Source organism: Polyangiaceae bacterium (genome assembly GCA_015075635.1).
Taxonomy (GTDB): Bacteria; Myxococcota_A; Polyangia; order Polyangiales; family Polyangiaceae; genus JADJKB01.
The window spans coordinates 2,504,494-2,519,484 of the sequence record JABTUA010000003.1 but is presented as its reverse complement, the minus strand read 5'-3'; the positions used below and the strand labels follow the sequence as shown (position 1 = coordinate 2,519,484).

Here is a 14,991-nt window from a genome sequence, read left to right as displayed (position 1 = left end):
GGCCCCGGGACCCACCCTGCGGCGGTGGACCCACAGCCCGGGATGCTATCTTCTGCGGCGTGCGCGCCCCGGTTCTGTCGGCCCTGCTGCTCGTCACCGGGCCGGCATTGGCCGCGCCCACTGCGCGCTTCCCGGAAACGGTTGCGCCCGAGCCCAGGCCGGCCGCGGTCGAGAAGGCGAAGCCTCCCGCCCGCGAGCCCTGGGGCAGGAGCGCCGCCAGGGAGCGCCTGCGCCGGGCGCTCGAGCACGGCGGGCGCGGAGACACCGCCCAGGCCCTGGCGGACCTCTACGAGGCGACGCGCTTCGACCCGAGCTTCGGTGAGGCGTACCTGGCGCTGGGCAAGCTGCGGGAGCAAACCGGTGATCTGGCGGAGGCCGCGCGCGTCTACGACGCCGCTTCGCGCCTGCCGAGCGTGCGCGCCGAGGCGCTGTACGGTCGCGCGCGCGTGGCCAAGAGCCTGGGCCATGACCGCGACGCATTTCGTGATCTCGAAGCCTCGGTGGAGATCGAGCCCTCACGCGAGCGCCTGGAGCTGCTCGCCGAGTGGTACGTCGCCCGCCGCGCTTGGCCCGCTGCGCTGGTGGCCTGGCGCCGGGTGCTCGCGTTGCTGGACGGAGAACCTGGTGCGGCGCGCGAGCACGCTCGCCTCCGCGTTCGAGCGCTGGTGTTGCTCGCGGCGGACGCGGACCCCGTCGTCGCGGGTGCTGGCCATCACGGCGGCTGGGTCCGACGGTCGCTGGCTCAGATGGCCAGAGCTCCGCGCTGAGCTCACGTCTCCAGGTGCGCCTGGGCGACGAGCCGTACGTCGTCGGGCATGGGGCAGCTCTGGAGCAAGGCCAGATCGGTGGTGACCACGGTGTGGCGCACCTCGGCGGTGAGCACCCGATCGCTCGCGCGCACGAACTGGTAGCGCAGCGTCATGCTGCGGTTGCCGAGCCGAGCGACGCTGGTCTCCACCACGGCAGTGTCGCCGTAGCGCAAGGGAGCCCGGAAGTCCGAGTGGACGGCCACCGCCGGCAGCCCGATGCGGCGCTCGGTCACCAGCCGGGAGTACCCGCCCTCGAGGGGGTCGAACAGACGCTCCATGGCCTCGTGGGCATAGGTCAGAAAGTGCGGGAAGAAGAGCAGCCCCGCGGGATCGACCTCGTGAAACCTGACCACGCGCTCGTAGGGGAACACGGCCGGAGGGTACACGGCGGCGACGCGCGTGAGGAAGTGTAGGCAAGCCTCCCCCGCTTGCCGCATGCGGGGTTTTACCGGAGACTTCTCAGCCATGCGGTCCCGAGCTTGGGCGTCCCTGGTGTGTCTGGTGTGCGGCGGCTATTTCGCGGCCTGCAGCACGAACGGCGAAGGCGGCGCTGCAGGGAGCGGCGGCGGCGGGGGCGCGATCGGAGGCAGCGCGGGGAGCGGGACCGGCGGCGCCTCGGGCGGCGGGACGACGAGCGGGGGAGGAGGAGCGGGCAGCGGCGGTGCACCGAGCGGTGGCGCACCGAGCGGTGGCGCACCGAGCGGCGGCGGCAGCTCGGCGGGCGGAGCCGCCGGGGGCGGCGGCGCGCCGGCCGACGCCGGAATTCCCGACGTCACCTTCAGCTACGACGGACCCGTCGAGGACGACGGGAGCATCGGCGACGCCTGCGCGGCGACCACGGTGAAGGCAGAGCCCGCACCGCTCGACATGTTCATCATGCTCGACAACTCCGGCAGCATGGGCTCCGACTGCAACATCGGGCAGAGCACCGTCTCGAAGTGGTGTTACTCCATCAACGCGCTCTCGCAGTTCTTCCAGAGCGCGCCCGCCGGCACCGGCGTGGCCCTGCAGTATTTCCCCAAGTGCTGGAAGAGCACCGCCGAGTGCACCACCGGCGCGAGTTGCGCGGTCGCCGAGGTCCCGCTGGGTCAGCTCCCCGGAAATTTGGCGCCGCTGCAGTCGTCGCTGAACACCAACGCTCCGCTCGGCGGGACGCCGATGGAGGCCGCGCTCCACGGTCTGGCGAAGTACACGACGCAGAATCAGCAGCCGGGTCGCGTGATGATCGGCATCTTCGTCACCGACGGCGTGCCCGAGGGCTGCACTACGAACGCCAACACCCTGGCGGGCATCGTGCAGAGCCACCTGACCAACGACAAGATCAAGACCTTCGTGATCGGCATGGATGGCGCCGACTTCGGCACCCTCGACACCATCGCGGCGCCCGGCGGAGCCTCCCCGCACACGCAGTACTGCGGCGGCTCGAGCCCCTGCTACTCGTACGACGTGGACAACGGCAACCCCGCGGCCTTCACCGCCGTGCTCGCGGCCATCCAGAAGAGCGCCGTGGCCTGTCAATTCAGCATGCCGACTACGGACGGCGGCATCGTCGATCCCAGCAAGGTCGAGGTTCAGTACTTCCCCGCCGGTAACCCGCCGGCGCAGAAGCTGCCGAAGGTGACCAACGCCGCGGCTTGTTCAGGCGGCGGCTGGTACTTCGACAACAACGCCAACCCGAAGTCGATCCTGCTCTGCCCGTCGAGCTGCACCATCGTGCAGCTGGACACCAAGGCCAAGATCGACATCTCGCTGGGCTGCCTGGGCTCCTGAGGCCAGCGCTCACTTGACGGCGACGGGCGTCGGGTTCGCGTCCGGGCTACGCCAGCTCGCGCCGAAGTCGTCGGAGACGATCACCGAGTAGCTCTGCCCGGGCTTGGGAGCCGCACCGAAGAGGAAGACGCGCTTGCCCACGGCCAGGAGGCGGGACGGCACTCGCACGTCCACCCGCGGCTCTGCGTGGGCGCGGTCGTCGTAAGCCACGGTGAAGGGAGTCCAGGTCACACCGTCGTCGCGGCTCGAGGCCACCCGCACGATCCCGGCCATCGGCACCGAGACGATGGTGGTGCCATCCACCCGAGCCAGGTCCAGCGCCGGCCCCGGCGCGACTCCGACGCCCGCGAAGCGCGGCAGCGGCATGGGTGTGCAGCGTCCACGGAAGGCGCACGCCGCCAGGTGAACCTGCTTGTCGGCGTCGCCCACGAAGGCCACCACCAGCGCCTTCTGATCGCAGCTCGCGGAGACGAGCTCGACGTCCGCGGGACCGAGCTCGGTTGCTTGCGGGGGTGCGTCCGGTCCCTGGGAGGAAACCAGGAGCTTCGCGGCGTCCGTGCTCAACGAGAACGTGAACGAGCGCGGCCCCGCGGGACAGCGCTCGGCGAATGCCTCGGTGCCCCGGGCCGGCGCGGGACGCCAGCTCAGGCCGCCGTCGGTGCTCTGGTAGACGCTCAGGCTCGCTGTCTTGCCGAAGGCGGCGGTCAGGACGCCGTCCACCTCGCCGACGGCCCGATAACCGGCGCGCCACGCCGGCAGGCCCCGACCGGCGCCCGGCTTCGGCGTGTCGATGGGGTGGACCGCCTCTCGCGCGGCGATGCTGGGCTTGACCAGCTTCACGTAGCCGCCGCGCACGAAGGGCCAGGCGCTGCGGGCGAGCTCGGCCAGGTGATGGCCCTCGACACCGAGCTCGGCGAGGGAGACGTCGCTCGGACCGGTCCCACCGTACTCGACGAACGACCAGGCCGGGGCGCGGTGGGCGCGCTCAGCTGCGGCTCTTCCGGTGAGCTCCACCGCGAGCTTCGCACAGTCCTGGAACGGCCGGTCGCTGGCCTCGGCGCTGATCAGCCGGCGCCGTACCAGCGCGGCGAACTCCGGCGAGTTGTCGCGCAAGAGCGCCGGCCCCGTCGGCCCGACCATGCAGAGCGCGTAGTTCGCCAAGTTGGTCGCGGTGGAGTGGAGCTGCCAGGCCGCCTTCGCCCGCGGCTGGAGCAGCCAGGCAGCGCCCGCGATCAGGCCGAGCACGAGCAGCGTGCGCAATCGGATGAACGGGCCGCTCGGATCCAGCGTCGGCTTCTCGGTCGGCGTGTCGGGCGTCGGCGCGGCAGCGCCCTTCACCACCATCACGTTGCGAGGCAGCGACTTGGGCGGCGGGCTGGCGAACGGCGAGCTCGGCGGCTCGCGGCGAGCCCACGGCGCGTTCCCCGGCGCGACGCGGACATTGGAGCGCGGGGCGGGGACCGGCATCTTGCGGGCTGGAACCTACGGCACGCGGGGCCAAGTGGCCCAGATTTCGAGGCTAAATCCCGGCGGACAAATCCGCCCAGAGATCCTCGACGTCTTCGATGCCCACGCTGAGCCGCACCAGGCCGTCGCCGATCCCGGCGCGGGCGCGCAATTCGGGCGGCATCGTGGACGCCGTCGTCGAGGCGGGGTGGGTGATCAGCGAGCGTACGTCACCGAGGCTGACCGCGTGGGTGATGACGCGAACCGCGCCGAGCAGGTGCTTGCCCGCCGGCAGCCCGCCCGCGAGCTCGAAGGACAGGAGCGCGCCGAACGCGCGCATCTGGCGCTGCGCGACCTCGTGCCCCGGATGGCCCTGCAAACCCGGGTAATACACGCGCGCCGCGGCGGGGTGGCCGGCCAGGCGCTCCGCCAAGGTCTTGGCCGAGGCGCAGGCCCGCTCCTGCCTGATGGCCAGGGTTCGAATGCCTCGCGCGATCAAGAAGGCGTTGAACGGAGCCAGCACGCCGCCCAGGCCCTTCACGATCAGGTCGCGCACCGGCTCCGTCCGGCTGCGGGCGCCCACGACCACTCCGCCGATGGCGTCCCCGTGCCCGCCGAGCGCCTTGGTCAGGCTGTGCACGACCAGATCCGCACCGAGGGCGAGCGGGTTCTGACAGTACGGCGTGGCGAAGGTGTTGTCGGCGATCAACGTGATGCCGCGCTCGTGGGCAGCGCGCCCGAGGGCTTCGAGATCGGTGATGCCGAGGGTCGGATTGGCCGGGCTCTCCGCGTAGAAGACCCGCGTCGTGGGGCGCACCGCGGCGAGGTACGCCTCGACGGAGCTCGCCTCGACGAAGCTCGTCTGAATGCCGAAGGCGGGCAGGCGTTCGCGCAACAGGCGCGCGCTCTCGCCGTAGAAGGCCAGCGGCGCGACCACGTGATCGCCTGCCGCGAGCGTCCCGAGCAGCGCTCCGGTCACCGCGGCCATACCGCTCGCCGTCGCCACGGCGTCTTCCCCACCCTCGAGCGCGGCGACCTTCGCCTCGAGCTCCTCGACGCTCGGATTACCCCAGCGCCCGTAGATGTAGGCGTCGCTCTCGCCGCGAAAAGCCGCAGCTGCTTCGTCCGCGCTCTCGAAAGCGAACGCGCTCGAGAGCACCAAGGGGGCCTCGAGCGCTTGGCTCCGATCGCGGCGCTGCCCCGCGTGGACGCTTCGAGTGGACGGACCGCGAGCGGGCTCGGCCAAGACGCTAGCCCCCGCGCGCGCGGCCTAAATCCGGTCGTCCGTGCGCAGGCGCTTGCGACGACGGCGCGCCGCCTCGCTCATCTTCTTGCGTCGCTTCACCGACGGCTTCATGTAGTGGCGACGGCGCTTGAGCTCCCGAAGGATGCCCTCCGCGGCCATCTTGCGCTTGAGATGCTTGATGGCGCGCTCGATGCCCTTGTCACCAACCACGACCTCGAGGGGTTTGCACTGAACGGCTTCGCTGGGAGTAGTCACGGGAGCGCGGGATATGGCAGACGAAGGAAGGATTTTCAAGCGCGATGCCCATTGACCCCAAGATCTCCCCGACCGGCGTCCGCGCCCCGCACGGCGCGAGCCAGCTCGAGCTGAGCTGGGCGGACGGCAAAAAGCACAGTTATCCGCACAGAATCCTTAGAGGTTTCTGCCCGTGCGCTGGCTGTCAGGGCCACTCCGGCTCGATCAAGTTCGTGGAGCCCGGAAACCTGGAGCTCCGGGACGTCGGCCAGGTGGGCAACTACGCGCTGGCCCTGCGCTGGGGCGACGGCCACGACGGCGGCATCTACTCCTTCCAGTTCCTGCGCCGGCTGGGCGAGCTCTTGGACGCCCAAGGAGCGGAGGCCCTCGAGGCCTTGGGGGAGCTGCCGCGAGCGTGAGCGCCGAGCGCATCCTGGTCGTCTCGACCTCGTTCCCGCGGGTGGCGGGGGATCCCGCCGGGCACTTCGTCGCCACGGAGGCGGCAGCCCTCGTCCGGGCCGGCCACTGCGTCACCGTCATCGCGCCCGGAGAGGACCGCGTCATCGAAGGCGTGCCGGTCGTCGGCCTGCCCGACGGCGGAGCGTTCGGCTGGCCCGGCGCCCTGGCCCGGCTTCGCGAGCGACCCACACGAGCGCTGGGCGCGCTCGCGTTCACGCATCGGGCGCGGCGCGCGCTCCGCGAGCACGCTCACGATCGGCTGATCGCGCACTGGCTCCTGCCCGGGGCCTGGCCCATCGCCAGCGCCAGCTCCGCTCCCCTCGAGGTGGTCGCTCACGGCAGCGACGTGCGCGTGCTCGCGCGCTTGCCGCGCCGCTTGCGGCAGCGCATCGTCGCGGAGCTGCGCGAGCGCGGAGCACGCATCCGCTGCGTGTCGCAGCAGCTGGCCGGAGAGCTCGCTGCCCTCGACCCGCGCATCGCGGAGCGCGTGACCGTCGAGCCCGCACCCCTGGACACCGAGGGAGCGCCGTCGCGCGCGGCGGCCCGAGCTCTCTTGGGAGTCGCCGAGGACGAGCGCCTGCTGGTCATCGCCGGGCGCCTCGTCCGCGAGAAGCGCCTCGACGTGGCGCTCGCTGCGGCGGAGTTGATCCCCGAGGCCCGAGTGGTCGTGCTCGGCGACGGGCCCGAACACAGCCGCTTGCGCGAGCTGTTTCCATCCGCGCGGTTCCTGGGGCTCTTGCCGCGGGACCGAGCCCTCGCTTGGATCGCAGCGGCGGATCTGGTGCTGTCGGCGTCGCGCACCGAAGGCGCACCGACGGTCCTGCGCGAGGCCCGCTCGCTCGGCGTCCCGGTCGTCAGCGCCGTGGCAGGTGACCTCGCGCGCTGGGCGGAGCAGGATCGGGACGTGTGGACGGTGACATGAACGAAGGCCGCTGGCGGCTCAGCGGTAACCCCCACCTGCCGGGGCGGATCATCAGCGTCGTCGCCGCGCTCTGCGGCGCCTTGCTCGGCGCGTGCAGCCTCATCGATGAGCTGGATGGAGCCCGCAGGTTCGAGGCCGCTTCAGGCCTCTCACCGGGGACCTTGGCGGAGCCCTCGCGGGAGCCGCGTCGCTACGAGGGTGTGCTGCGCGGGCCCGCGCGAACGGCGCCGAGCGGCGCACCCGCCACGTTCTGGCTCGCGTGGGTCACGGCCGAGAAGCGCAAGCACATGGAGCGGGAGGTGTGTCGAAAGGCCGAAGCGGATGGGCTCTCGCTCGAGGTCGGTGCAGAGCGCGTTCCCTTCTCGCTGCCCCCCGAACGCGTCTGGGCGACCTACGTGAGCCCGAGCTACCAGCCCGACAGCATCGCCGTCGACGTCGAGGTTCCGCGCAACGAGGGCCAGGTGCCGAGCGCCATGGCCGCGCGGTGTCCGAACCTCGCCGAGCTCTCGGAGTGGACGCTGACCTATCGGGAGGCGCGGCTCCAGGACGGAGCCCGAGTGGTGGTCGGCGCCTGCCACGACGGCGACAGGCTCGGGCCGTGCCCGGGTGGTCAGAGCTTCGTGGCCGAGCGCGGGGCAGCCGCCTTGCTGCTCAACATGCGCGACGCGGTCCTGCTCAACGTGACGCTGGCGCTGGTGGTCGCCGTGAGCGCGCTCTTCGGCGCGGGCCTGTGGTCGCTCCGGAGGCCGGCGCCATGAGCCTGCCTTTGACCTCCTACGTGGTCGTCCTGGGCGTGGTCGCCGTCGTCTCGCTCGGCTTGGGGCTCTTTCTGGTGCGCCAGGGGCTGCGCGCGCGCCTCGCCCTGCCGCTGGCTTCGGGCGGGGCGATCACGTTGCTCGCGCTGGCGGCACTGGGCTTTCTGGCGACGCTCTGCCTCTAGGAGCCGGTCGGTCAGCCCCGCGCCGTGCCCTTCACCCGCGGGAGCAGCTCGGCGAAGTTGCAGGGCCGCGTGCGCGCGTCGAGCTGTGGCAGGAGGATCTTCTCCAGCGCCAGGCGGCACGCGCCCGTCGATCCGGGCAGCGTGAACACGAGCGTGGTCTGACACAGCGCCGCCTCCGCGCGCGACTGGATCGTCGCTGCGCCGATGTCCGAGTAGCTCAGCCAGCGGAACAGCTCGCCGAAGCCGGGGATGGGCTTGGTCACGAGCGGGGCGAGCGCGTCCGGCGTCACGTCTCGAGCGGTGATGCCCGTGCCGCCGGTCGCGACCACCACGTCCACGTCCGCGGCGCGGATGAAGCCCTCGAGCTCGGTGCGGATCGCGCCGACGTCGTCGGTGACGATGCGGCGCGCGGCAATCCGGTGACCGGCCTTCCCGAGCTCGCCGGCGAGCAGGCCGCCGCTCGTGTCCGTCTCCAGCGTCCGCGTGTCGCTGACCGTGAGCACGGCGATCCCCAAGGGAAGGAAGGCGCGTTCCGACATGGCCGAGACCGTAGCGCACTACCCGAGCGCGACCAAAGCGCGCTACCCTCCCGCCCCGATGCAGCCCCCCTGGCAACCTCAGCTGCCGAACCCTGCTCCGGCCGAGTACCTCTCCCCCGGCGCCGGCGACGGCCAAGGGGTGAGCGTGATCGGGGCGGTCAAAGCCGTGCTCGCCGACCAGAACGCGAAGACCAACGTGCTGCTCGGCATCGTCTTCATGCTCATCCCCATCGTGGGGCCCATCGCGCTGTCCGGCTGGATGTGCGAGGCACACCAACGCCTCCTGCGCCGCCACCCGAACCCGATGCCGAAGATCGACTTCAACGACTTCGGCGAGTACATCAAGCGCGGGTTGGCGGTGTTCCTGTCGTCGCTGATCATCACGCTGCCGGTGCTCTTCATCGCCTACGCGGTGATGGGCGCCGCCGGCTTCGCCACCTTCGCGGCCATCGCGGGCACCAACGAGCCGCTGATCGGCGTCGCGGTCGGCGTGGTCGTCGGGCTCTTCGGCTTCGTCCTGCTCTTGGCCCTGAGCGTGGTGGTCAACTCGGTGCACACCCGCGCCGAGCTCACCGAAGAGGTCGGCGAGGCGCTCAAGTTCGGCAAGATCATGGCCTACGCCCGCGCGACCTTCGGCACGGTGCTGGTCAAGAACATCGCCTTCAGCTTCGTCGCCTTCGGCATGGTGCTGGTCGGCATCCTGCTCTGCTACCTGGGGCTCTACCCCGCCATCGTCGTGGTGCAGCTCGCCTCGATGCACCTGCGCTATCAGATCTACACGGACTACCTGGCCAAGGGCGGCGAGCCGATCCCGCTCAAGCCGCCCCAAGCGCTGCCTTCGGAGGCGCGCGCGCCGGCGTACTAGCGGCGCAGAGCTCGAGGCCGACCTTGCCCGACTCGATCCCGCCCGACGAGGAGCTGTCGCAGCCGGCGCCGCTCGGCGCCCCCGACAAGCTCGCGCCGGGCCCTGCCGAGACGCGCCCGGCACGCGTGAGCGAGGCCCTGAGCTTCGCCTTCGACGACAAGCGGAGCCTGTTGGTCGGCGGTCTCTGGCTGCTCTGCCCCGTCGCCGGCTGGCTCGCGGTCCAGGGTTGGGCGTCGGAGGCGCAGCACCGCCTGCTGCAGAACCACCCCGATCCCGTGCCGACGCTCCGACTCCGCGATTTCCTGCACTACGCACGGCGCGGCGGCGCGGCGGCGTTCATCGAGCTCGTCGGCGTCGGGGTGTTCTGGGCCGTTGGCCTGCTCCTGTTCGGGCTCTTGAACGCGAGCTTCCTCGCCGCGGGACTGGTGGCGGGGTCGTTGCTCGTTCCCCTGGCGGTGGTGTGCGGCAGCCTGCTCCTCGCCGTCGCCGTTCTGGGCATGGTCACCGTCGTGTTCAACTCGATGCTCACCCGCGCCGAGCTCACCGGGCGCCTGGGGGAGGCCGTGGCCCTCGGCGAGGCCTGGCGCGAAGCGCGCCCGATGCGCAGGAAGACCTTCGCCACCTATTTGTTGTTCGTGCCGGTCACGCTGGCGCTGGTGATCCTCGGCAGCCTGCTCTGCGGCGTGGGCGTCTTGCCTGCGCTCGTCGCCATCAAGCTGACGGGCGCGCACTTGCGCTATCAGCTGTACGAGGAGCGTCTGGCGCGGGGGGGCAAGGCCCTGCCCGCGCGCGCGCCGGCCGTGCTGCCCTCGGAGGCGCACCTGGTGCGGGTGCTGTCCGTGGGCAGCGGAGAGGTGAAGCGATGAGGCGCTTGGTCCTCTGGCTGGCGCTGCTCTCGAGCTGCGCTCCGGCTCCCTCCGTCGCGCCGAGCGAGCCCGCGGAGGCGTCACCCCGCGCCGCCCCGCCGCCGCCACCGAGCGCCACGCCGGTCGCCTCCGCCGACGCGGCGCCTCCCCCCGCCCCGTTGGATCTGGGACCGCCGCCGGTGCTCGCGGGCGGGGGAGCGAAGAGCGTGAAGAGCTCGAGCGGCCTGGTCGTCAGCGTGGACGTCGAAGCGTCTCGCGCCGGCGCGCGCATCCTCGAAGCCGGCGGCAACGCCGTGGACGCGGCCATCGCCGTCGCGTTCGTGCTGGCGGTCACCCACCCGAGCGCCGGCAACATCGGCGGCGGTGGCTTCATGCTGGTGCGCCCCAAGGGCGGCCCGACCCGCGCCATCGACTATCGAGAGACGGCGCCGGGGAGCCTGCCGCGCGAGGCGTTCGACACGATGATCGCCCAGGACGGTATCGGGCCGATGTCGGTCGGCGTGCCCGGCACGGTGAGGGGCCTCTCCCTCGCGCACCAGAAGTACGGCAAGCTCGCGTGGCCGAAGCTCGTGGAGCCCGCCAAGCTCTTGGCCGAGCGCGGTCACCGCGTCCGCCCCCGAGAGGCTCAGACCATCGGCTGGAGCTGGGCGCAGCTGAAGAAGGATCCGGGCGCGCGCGCGGAGTTCGGCGACGCCGGCAAGCCGCGCAGGGAGAAGGATCTCCTGGTCCGCAGAGATCTGGCCAAGACCCTGGGGCGCATCGCGGAGAAGGGCGCAGCCGGCTTCTACGAAGGCGAGACGGCCGCGGCCATCGTCGCCACCCTCGGCAAGCTGGGCGGGACGCTCAGCGCCGAGGATCTGGCGGGCTACGCGGCGAAGCTCCGCAGCCCGCTCGAGCTCGGCTACCGCGGGCTCACGCTGGAGACCATGCCGCCGCCGTCCGCCGGCGGCGTGGCGCTGCTCGAGATCCTCGGCATCCTGGAGCGGCACTCGGCCTACAAGCTCGGCGCGGGCTCGATCGACGACGCGCACCTGTTTCTGGAGGCTTCGCGCCGCGCGCAGGCGGACAAGCGCTTCGGCGTCGTCGATCCGGACTCGATCGCGCCGGGGGAGCTGGCGCGCAAGCTCGCGCGCTTCCGCGACATCCCCGCGCTGCTCGCGCGCCTGCCCATCGACGCGAACCGGCCCACGCCTTCGGACGAGGTCCATCCGCTCTACGGCGCGGCGATGCGCGAGCTGGAGCACACCACGCACTTCTCGGTGGTGGACGCCGACGGTTTGGCGGTCAGCTGCACCACGACCCTCTCCGCGGGTTTCGGCGCGAAGATCGTGGTCCCCGGCACCGGCATCGTGCTCAATAATGCCGTCGCCTCCTTCGCCAGCGTGGGCGAGAACCAGCCCGAGGGCGGGCGCCGCACCATCAGCAGCATGGCTCCGACGCTGGTCACCCGCGACGGCGAGCTCCTGCTCGTGCTCGGCTCCCCCGGCGGCGACACCATCCCGAGCACCGTCGCCCAGGTCTTCCGAAACCTGGTCGATCACGGCATGACCCTCGACCGCGCCGTCGAGAGCGGGCGCTTGCACCACAGCTTCGTCCCCGACGAGGTGCGCTACGAGCGCGCGCGCCCGCCGCCCAAGGCGACCCTGGAGGGCCTCCGGAAGCTCGGTCACGCGCTGAGCAAGAAGACCATCCCGATGGGGGACGCCAACAACATCTTGCTGGCAGACGGAGTCGCGTACGGGTTCGCCGATCCGCGCGAGGGCGGGCAAGCCGTGGCGGCCCGGGCCAAGACCCCATGACCCCCCGCGCGTGGGCCTGCGCGGGGCTTGGCGCGATCGCCGCAGTCGTCGTCTGGCTGCACGCGCCTGGCCTCGGCACGCCCCTGTTCGCGGACGACTACCTGCAGCGCGCGATGCTGGACGGGACCTATCCCATCGCTCGCGCGCCCTGGAACCTGTACGCCTTCTACGGCGGAGCCCACGAGCTCGGAGCGCTGACGGCGAGCGGCACGCTGCCCTGGTGGATCCCGCCGGAGCTCCGGCTGAGCCTGCTCCGCCCCTTGCCCAGCCTGCTCCTCTGGCTCGAGCATCGGGTGCTCGGGCTCTCGCTCTTCTCCATGCACCTGCACTCGGTGGCTTGGCTCCTGGCGTTCCTCGCCAGCTTCCACGCGCTGGCGCGGCGCTTGCTCCCGACGCCCGTGGCGCTCTTGGCGACGGCGCTGGTGGGCTTCGACGTCGCGCTCGTCTCGCCTGTGGCTTGGCTCTGTAACCGCGCGACGCTGATCTCTGCCACCTTCGCCGCGCTGGGCCTCTGGGGCTACCACGTGCACCGGGACACCGGCTCGCAGCGTGCCGGCTGGCTGTGCAGCGCCGGCTTCGCGCTGTCCTTCCTGGGTGGCGAATACGCCATCTGCGCGCTCGCCTTCGTGCTGACCCACGAGCTGGTGGCGATGCAGGGTCCGCTCCCGGCCCGCCTGCGCGCCGCGAGCTTCGCCGCCGTCCCAGCGGCGCTCTACGCGGCAGTCCACGTGCTCGGCGGCTACGGCGCCAGCGGCGGCTCGGTTTACGTGAGCCCCCTCGAATCCCCGCTCGGATTTCTGCGGGGCGCCTTGGTCCGTGTGCCGTCGATGTTGTCGACCGAGCTCCTGCTGTTGCCCGGCGAGGCCGTCTACGTCGCGCTGGTCGAGCGCTCGCCGCTCCTCTTCTGGGCGGTCGTTCCCCTCGCGGTGGTGGCGCTCCTGGTCGCTCGGGCGCTCGGCAACCTGCCTGCGCCGCTGCCGCGACGCTTCGCGGGCTACGCGCTCGGCGTGGTGCTGGCACTGCTGCCGCTCTCGGGCACGGTACCGGGAGTGCGTCTGCTCTTGGTCCCCAGCATGGGCGGGAGCCTGGTCCTCGCCGCGGCGTTCTGGGGCGCGCTCCGGCCGCTCGGCGACGCCGGCGGGCGCCGCAGGGTGGCCGCGTGGTTGCTCGCGCTCCTGTGTCTACCGCTCGCGCTCCTGCACCTCGCCCTCTCGCCGCTGGCTGCCCGCGCGCAGTCGAAGGCTCACCGCGACGACACGGCCCGCCTCATCCGAGCCGCCCTCGACTCGGAGATCGACGACTCCAAGGTCGCCCGAGAAGAGCTGGTGCTGCTGAACCAGCCGGCGGATCTGGTGGCCGTGAACTACACGGTGCGCGTGCGCCACGAGCACGGCAGCCCGCTGCCCAAGAGCTGGCGTACGTTGGCGAGCGCCCTCACGCCCTTGACCGTCGCGCGCGTCGCCGACGACGCGCTGGAGCTCCGCTCCTCGGACCCGAGCACCGCCTTCTTCAACTACGACGAGCGGCGCCAGGAGAACCCCGACGAGCCGTTCCGGGTCGGGCAGCGATTCAGCGTGCCCGGCCTCGACGTCGAGATCGTCGAGGTGCGCGGCTGGGCACCGTCCCGGATCCGCTACCGCTTCTCCGGCAGCCTGGACGACCCGTCGCGCGTGTTCCTGCGCTTCGAGCACGGGCGCCTGGTGCGCTTCCCGCTGCCGGCGCTGGGCAAAGAGGCGCCGCTGCCGCTGGGCTTTCCTTGACTCGCTTCCGCTGCGCAGCGGCCCTGGCCCGCGCTAAGCTGCCCCCCGGGCGATGGGCACGACCGGACGGGGAAGACTACAAGCACTGGGTCCAGGCCTCCTGTTCGCTGCCGCGGCCGTCGGCGTGTCGCATCTGGTGCAGTCCACGCGCGCCGGCGCCGTCTACGGCCTGTCGCTGATCGGCCTGGTGCTGGTCGCCAACGCCATCAAGTACCCCGCGTTCCGCTTCGGCCCGCACTACGCGGTCGCCACCCGCACGTCTCTCTTGGAAGGCTACCGGCGCCAAGGCCGCTGGGCGCTCGTGGTCTACGCGCTCTTGACCATCGGCACGATGTTCACGGTGCTCGCCGCGGTGACCTTCGTCACCGCCGGCCTCGCGATCGCGGTCCTGGGCCTCCGGGCCAGCCCGGTGGTCGTGAGCGGCGCGCTGATCGGCATCTGCGCGGCGCTCTTGGCGGTGGGTCGCTACCACTGGCTCGATCGCGTCAACAAGGTGCTGGTGGCGGTGCTCACGCTGTCCACGCTCGCGGCCACGGCCCTGGCGCTGCCTCGGCTCGACCTCGCCGGGTCGAGCTTCTGGCTGAGCCCAGGGCAGATGGACCGCGCCACCATCTTCTTCGTCGCGGCGCTGGTCGGTTGGATGCCGTCCGCCATCGACGTGGCGGTCTGGCAGTCGCTCTGGACCCTGGCCCGCCAAGCCGACACGAAGCACGAGCCCACGCTCAGCGAGTCGTCGTTCGACTTCCACGTGGGCTATCTGGGCACGGCGTTCTTGGCGCTCTGCTTCCTCTTGATGGGCGCCGGCGTGATGCACGGCAGCGGCCAGCGCTTCCCGGACTCGGCGGGCGCGTTCGCCGGGCAGGTGATCACTCTCTACGCCACCACGCTCGGCGACTGGAGCCGCCCCATCATCGGGACGGCCGCGTTCGCGGTGATGTTCTCCACGGTGCTCACCGTCGTGGACGGCTTCCCGCGCTCCATCGCCGTCCTGATCGCGCGTCTTCGGGGGCCAGAACCCAAGCACCGCTCCGAGATCGACGAGCCGGCGCAGAAGCGCAGCTACTGGATCTCGATCGCCGTGCTCTCGACCGGCGCCCTGCTCGTGATCGCGATGATGATGAAGTCGCTCACGACGCTGGTGGACGTCGCCACGACGCTGTCGTTCCTGACGGCGCCCGTGCTCAGCGTGCTGAACCATCGCGCGGTGCTGGCCCCCGAGGTCGAACCCCAACTCCGCCCGCGCCCGTGGCTCGTGTGGGCGAGCCTCGGGGGCATCGTGTGCCAGGGCCTGTTCGCGGCCGCCTACCTCTGGTTCCGGTACTTTTCAGCGTAGGGA

The 14,991-nt window shown here is 71.7% G+C and carries 16 protein-coding genes; 11 read left to right on the top strand and 5 right to left on the bottom strand.

Annotated elements, in window-relative coordinates; genetic code table 11:
- The first annotated feature begins 59 nt into the window (after positions 1–59).
- Positions 60–767, top strand: coding sequence for a hypothetical protein (locus HS104_41970; protein MBE7486528.1), 708 nt, complete (start codon positions 60–62; stop codon positions 765–767).
- A 2-nt stretch (positions 768–769) separates the two neighbouring features.
- On the opposite strand, the gene HS104_41965 is transcribed toward HS104_41970, so the two are convergent.
- Entirely contained in the window at positions 770–1,180 is a 411-nt protein-coding gene (locus tag HS104_41965; protein ID MBE7486527.1) for an acyl-CoA thioesterase, read from the bottom strand.
- Positions 1,181–1,274: 94 nt separating this feature from the next.
- Between HS104_41965 and HS104_41960 the strand changes: the two genes are divergently transcribed.
- Positions 1,275–2,579, top strand: a complete 1,305-nt coding sequence (locus HS104_41960; protein MBE7486526.1) for a VWA domain-containing protein — start codon at positions 1,275–1,277, stop codon at positions 2,577–2,579.
- 9 nt (positions 2,580–2,588) lie between these two features.
- Here the strand turns inward: HS104_41960 and HS104_41955 are convergent, their stop codons facing one another.
- The 3 genes from HS104_41955 to rpsU are packed head-to-tail and all read right to left on the bottom strand — an operon-like array spanning position 2,589 to position 5,526.
- On the bottom strand, positions 2,589–4,046 hold the full coding sequence (locus tag HS104_41955; GenBank protein MBE7486525.1) for a hypothetical protein: 1,458 nt from the start codon (positions 4,044–4,046) through the stop codon (positions 2,589–2,591).
- A gap of 52 nt (positions 4,047–4,098) precedes the next feature.
- Positions 4,099–5,271: an aminotransferase class I/II-fold pyridoxal phosphate-dependent enzyme gene (locus HS104_41950; protein MBE7486524.1), complete on the bottom strand. Its 1,173-nt coding sequence runs from the start codon at positions 5,269–5,271 to the stop codon at positions 4,099–4,101.
- 24 nt (positions 5,272–5,295) lie between these two features.
- Positions 5,296–5,526, bottom strand: coding sequence for a 30S ribosomal protein S21 (rpsU, locus tag HS104_41945; GenBank protein MBE7486523.1), 231 nt, complete (start codon positions 5,524–5,526; stop codon positions 5,296–5,298).
- Between the two features lie 44 nt (positions 5,527–5,570).
- Between rpsU and HS104_41940 the strand changes: the two genes are divergently transcribed.
- Genes HS104_41940 through HS104_41925 form a run of 4 tightly spaced genes read left to right on the top strand, consistent with a single transcriptional unit; the run spans position 5,571 to position 7,826 of the window.
- A complete protein-coding gene (locus HS104_41940; protein MBE7486522.1) occupies positions 5,571–5,924 on the top strand; it encodes a DUF971 domain-containing protein in 354 nt (117 codons plus the stop codon).
- A complete protein-coding gene (locus HS104_41935) occupies positions 5,921–6,886 on the top strand; it encodes a glycosyltransferase family 4 protein (protein MBE7486521.1) in 966 nt (321 codons plus the stop codon). The genes HS104_41940 and HS104_41935 overlap by 4 nt, the downstream gene beginning before the upstream one ends.
- Positions 6,883–7,644 carry a hypothetical protein gene (locus HS104_41930; protein MBE7486520.1) on the top strand — a complete coding sequence of 254 codons (762 nt, stop codon included), beginning with the start codon at positions 6,883–6,885 and terminating at the stop codon, positions 7,642–7,644. Before HS104_41935 ends, HS104_41930 begins: the two co-directional genes overlap by 4 nt.
- On the top strand, positions 7,641–7,826 hold the full coding sequence (locus HS104_41925; GenBank protein ID MBE7486519.1) for a hypothetical protein: 186 nt from the start codon (positions 7,641–7,643) through the stop codon (positions 7,824–7,826). The genes HS104_41930 and HS104_41925 overlap by 4 nt, the downstream gene beginning before the upstream one ends.
- 11 nt (positions 7,827–7,837) lie before the next feature.
- Here the strand turns inward: HS104_41925 and moaB are convergent, their stop codons facing one another.
- Positions 7,838–8,365, bottom strand: a complete 528-nt coding sequence (moaB, locus tag HS104_41920) for a molybdenum cofactor biosynthesis protein B (GenBank protein MBE7486518.1) — start codon at positions 8,363–8,365, stop codon at positions 7,838–7,840.
- Between moaB and HS104_41915 the strand changes: the two genes are divergently transcribed.
- The 5 genes from HS104_41915 to HS104_41895 all read left to right on the top strand — a co-directional run bounded on the left by HS104_41915 (position 8,364) and on the right by HS104_41895 (position 14,988).
- Positions 8,364–9,230 carry a DUF4013 domain-containing protein gene (locus HS104_41915; protein ID MBE7486517.1) on the top strand — a complete coding sequence of 289 codons (867 nt, stop codon included), beginning with the start codon at positions 8,364–8,366 and terminating at the stop codon, positions 9,228–9,230. The genes moaB and HS104_41915 overlap by 2 nt on opposite strands.
- Before the next feature lie 23 nt (positions 9,231–9,253).
- A complete protein-coding gene (locus HS104_41910) occupies positions 9,254–10,096 on the top strand; it encodes a DUF4013 domain-containing protein (GenBank protein MBE7486516.1) in 843 nt (280 codons plus the stop codon).
- The gene (ggt, locus tag HS104_41905; protein MBE7486515.1) at positions 10,093–11,895 is read left to right on the top strand and encodes a gamma-glutamyltransferase; all 1,803 of its coding nucleotides are present in this window, start codon (positions 10,093–10,095) and stop codon (positions 11,893–11,895) included. The genes HS104_41910 and ggt overlap by 4 nt, the downstream gene beginning before the upstream one ends.
- Entirely contained in the window at positions 11,892–13,655 is a 1,764-nt protein-coding gene (locus HS104_41900; protein ID MBE7486514.1) for a hypothetical protein, read from the top strand. Before ggt ends, HS104_41900 begins: the two co-directional genes overlap by 4 nt.
- Positions 13,656–13,779: 124 nt before the next feature.
- On the top strand, positions 13,780–14,988 hold the full coding sequence (locus HS104_41895; GenBank protein MBE7486513.1) for a divalent metal cation transporter: 1,209 nt from the start codon (positions 13,780–13,782) through the stop codon (positions 14,986–14,988).
- The last annotated feature ends 3 nt before the right edge of the window (positions 14,989–14,991 follow it).

Excerpts from the sequence above, each read along its gene's own strand:
- HS104_41960 (MBE7486526.1), top strand. The coding sequence starts at position 1,275 with ATGCGGTCCCGAGCTTGGGCGTCCCTGGTGTGTCTGGTGTGCGGCGGC.
- HS104_41955 (MBE7486525.1), bottom strand. The coding sequence starts at position 4,046 with ATGCCGGTCCCCGCCCCGCGCTCCAATGTCCGCGTCGCGCCGGGGAAC.
- HS104_41940 (MBE7486522.1), top strand. The coding sequence starts at position 5,571 with ATGCCCATTGACCCCAAGATCTCCCCGACCGGCGTCCGCGCCCCGCAC.
- HS104_41930 (MBE7486520.1), top strand. The coding sequence starts at position 6,883 with ATGAACGAAGGCCGCTGGCGGCTCAGCGGTAACCCCCACCTGCCGGGG.
- HS104_41925 (MBE7486519.1), top strand. The coding sequence starts at position 7,641 with ATGAGCCTGCCTTTGACCTCCTACGTGGTCGTCCTGGGCGTGGTCGCC.
- HS104_41915 (MBE7486517.1), top strand. The coding sequence starts at position 8,364 with ATGGCCGAGACCGTAGCGCACTACCCGAGCGCGACCAAAGCGCGCTAC.
- moaB (MBE7486518.1), bottom strand. The coding sequence starts at position 8,365 with ATGTCGGAACGCGCCTTCCTTCCCTTGGGGATCGCCGTGCTCACGGTC.
- ggt (MBE7486515.1), top strand. The coding sequence starts at position 10,093 with ATGAGGCGCTTGGTCCTCTGGCTGGCGCTGCTCTCGAGCTGCGCTCCG.
- HS104_41900 (MBE7486514.1), top strand. The coding sequence starts at position 11,892 with ATGACCCCCCGCGCGTGGGCCTGCGCGGGGCTTGGCGCGATCGCCGCA.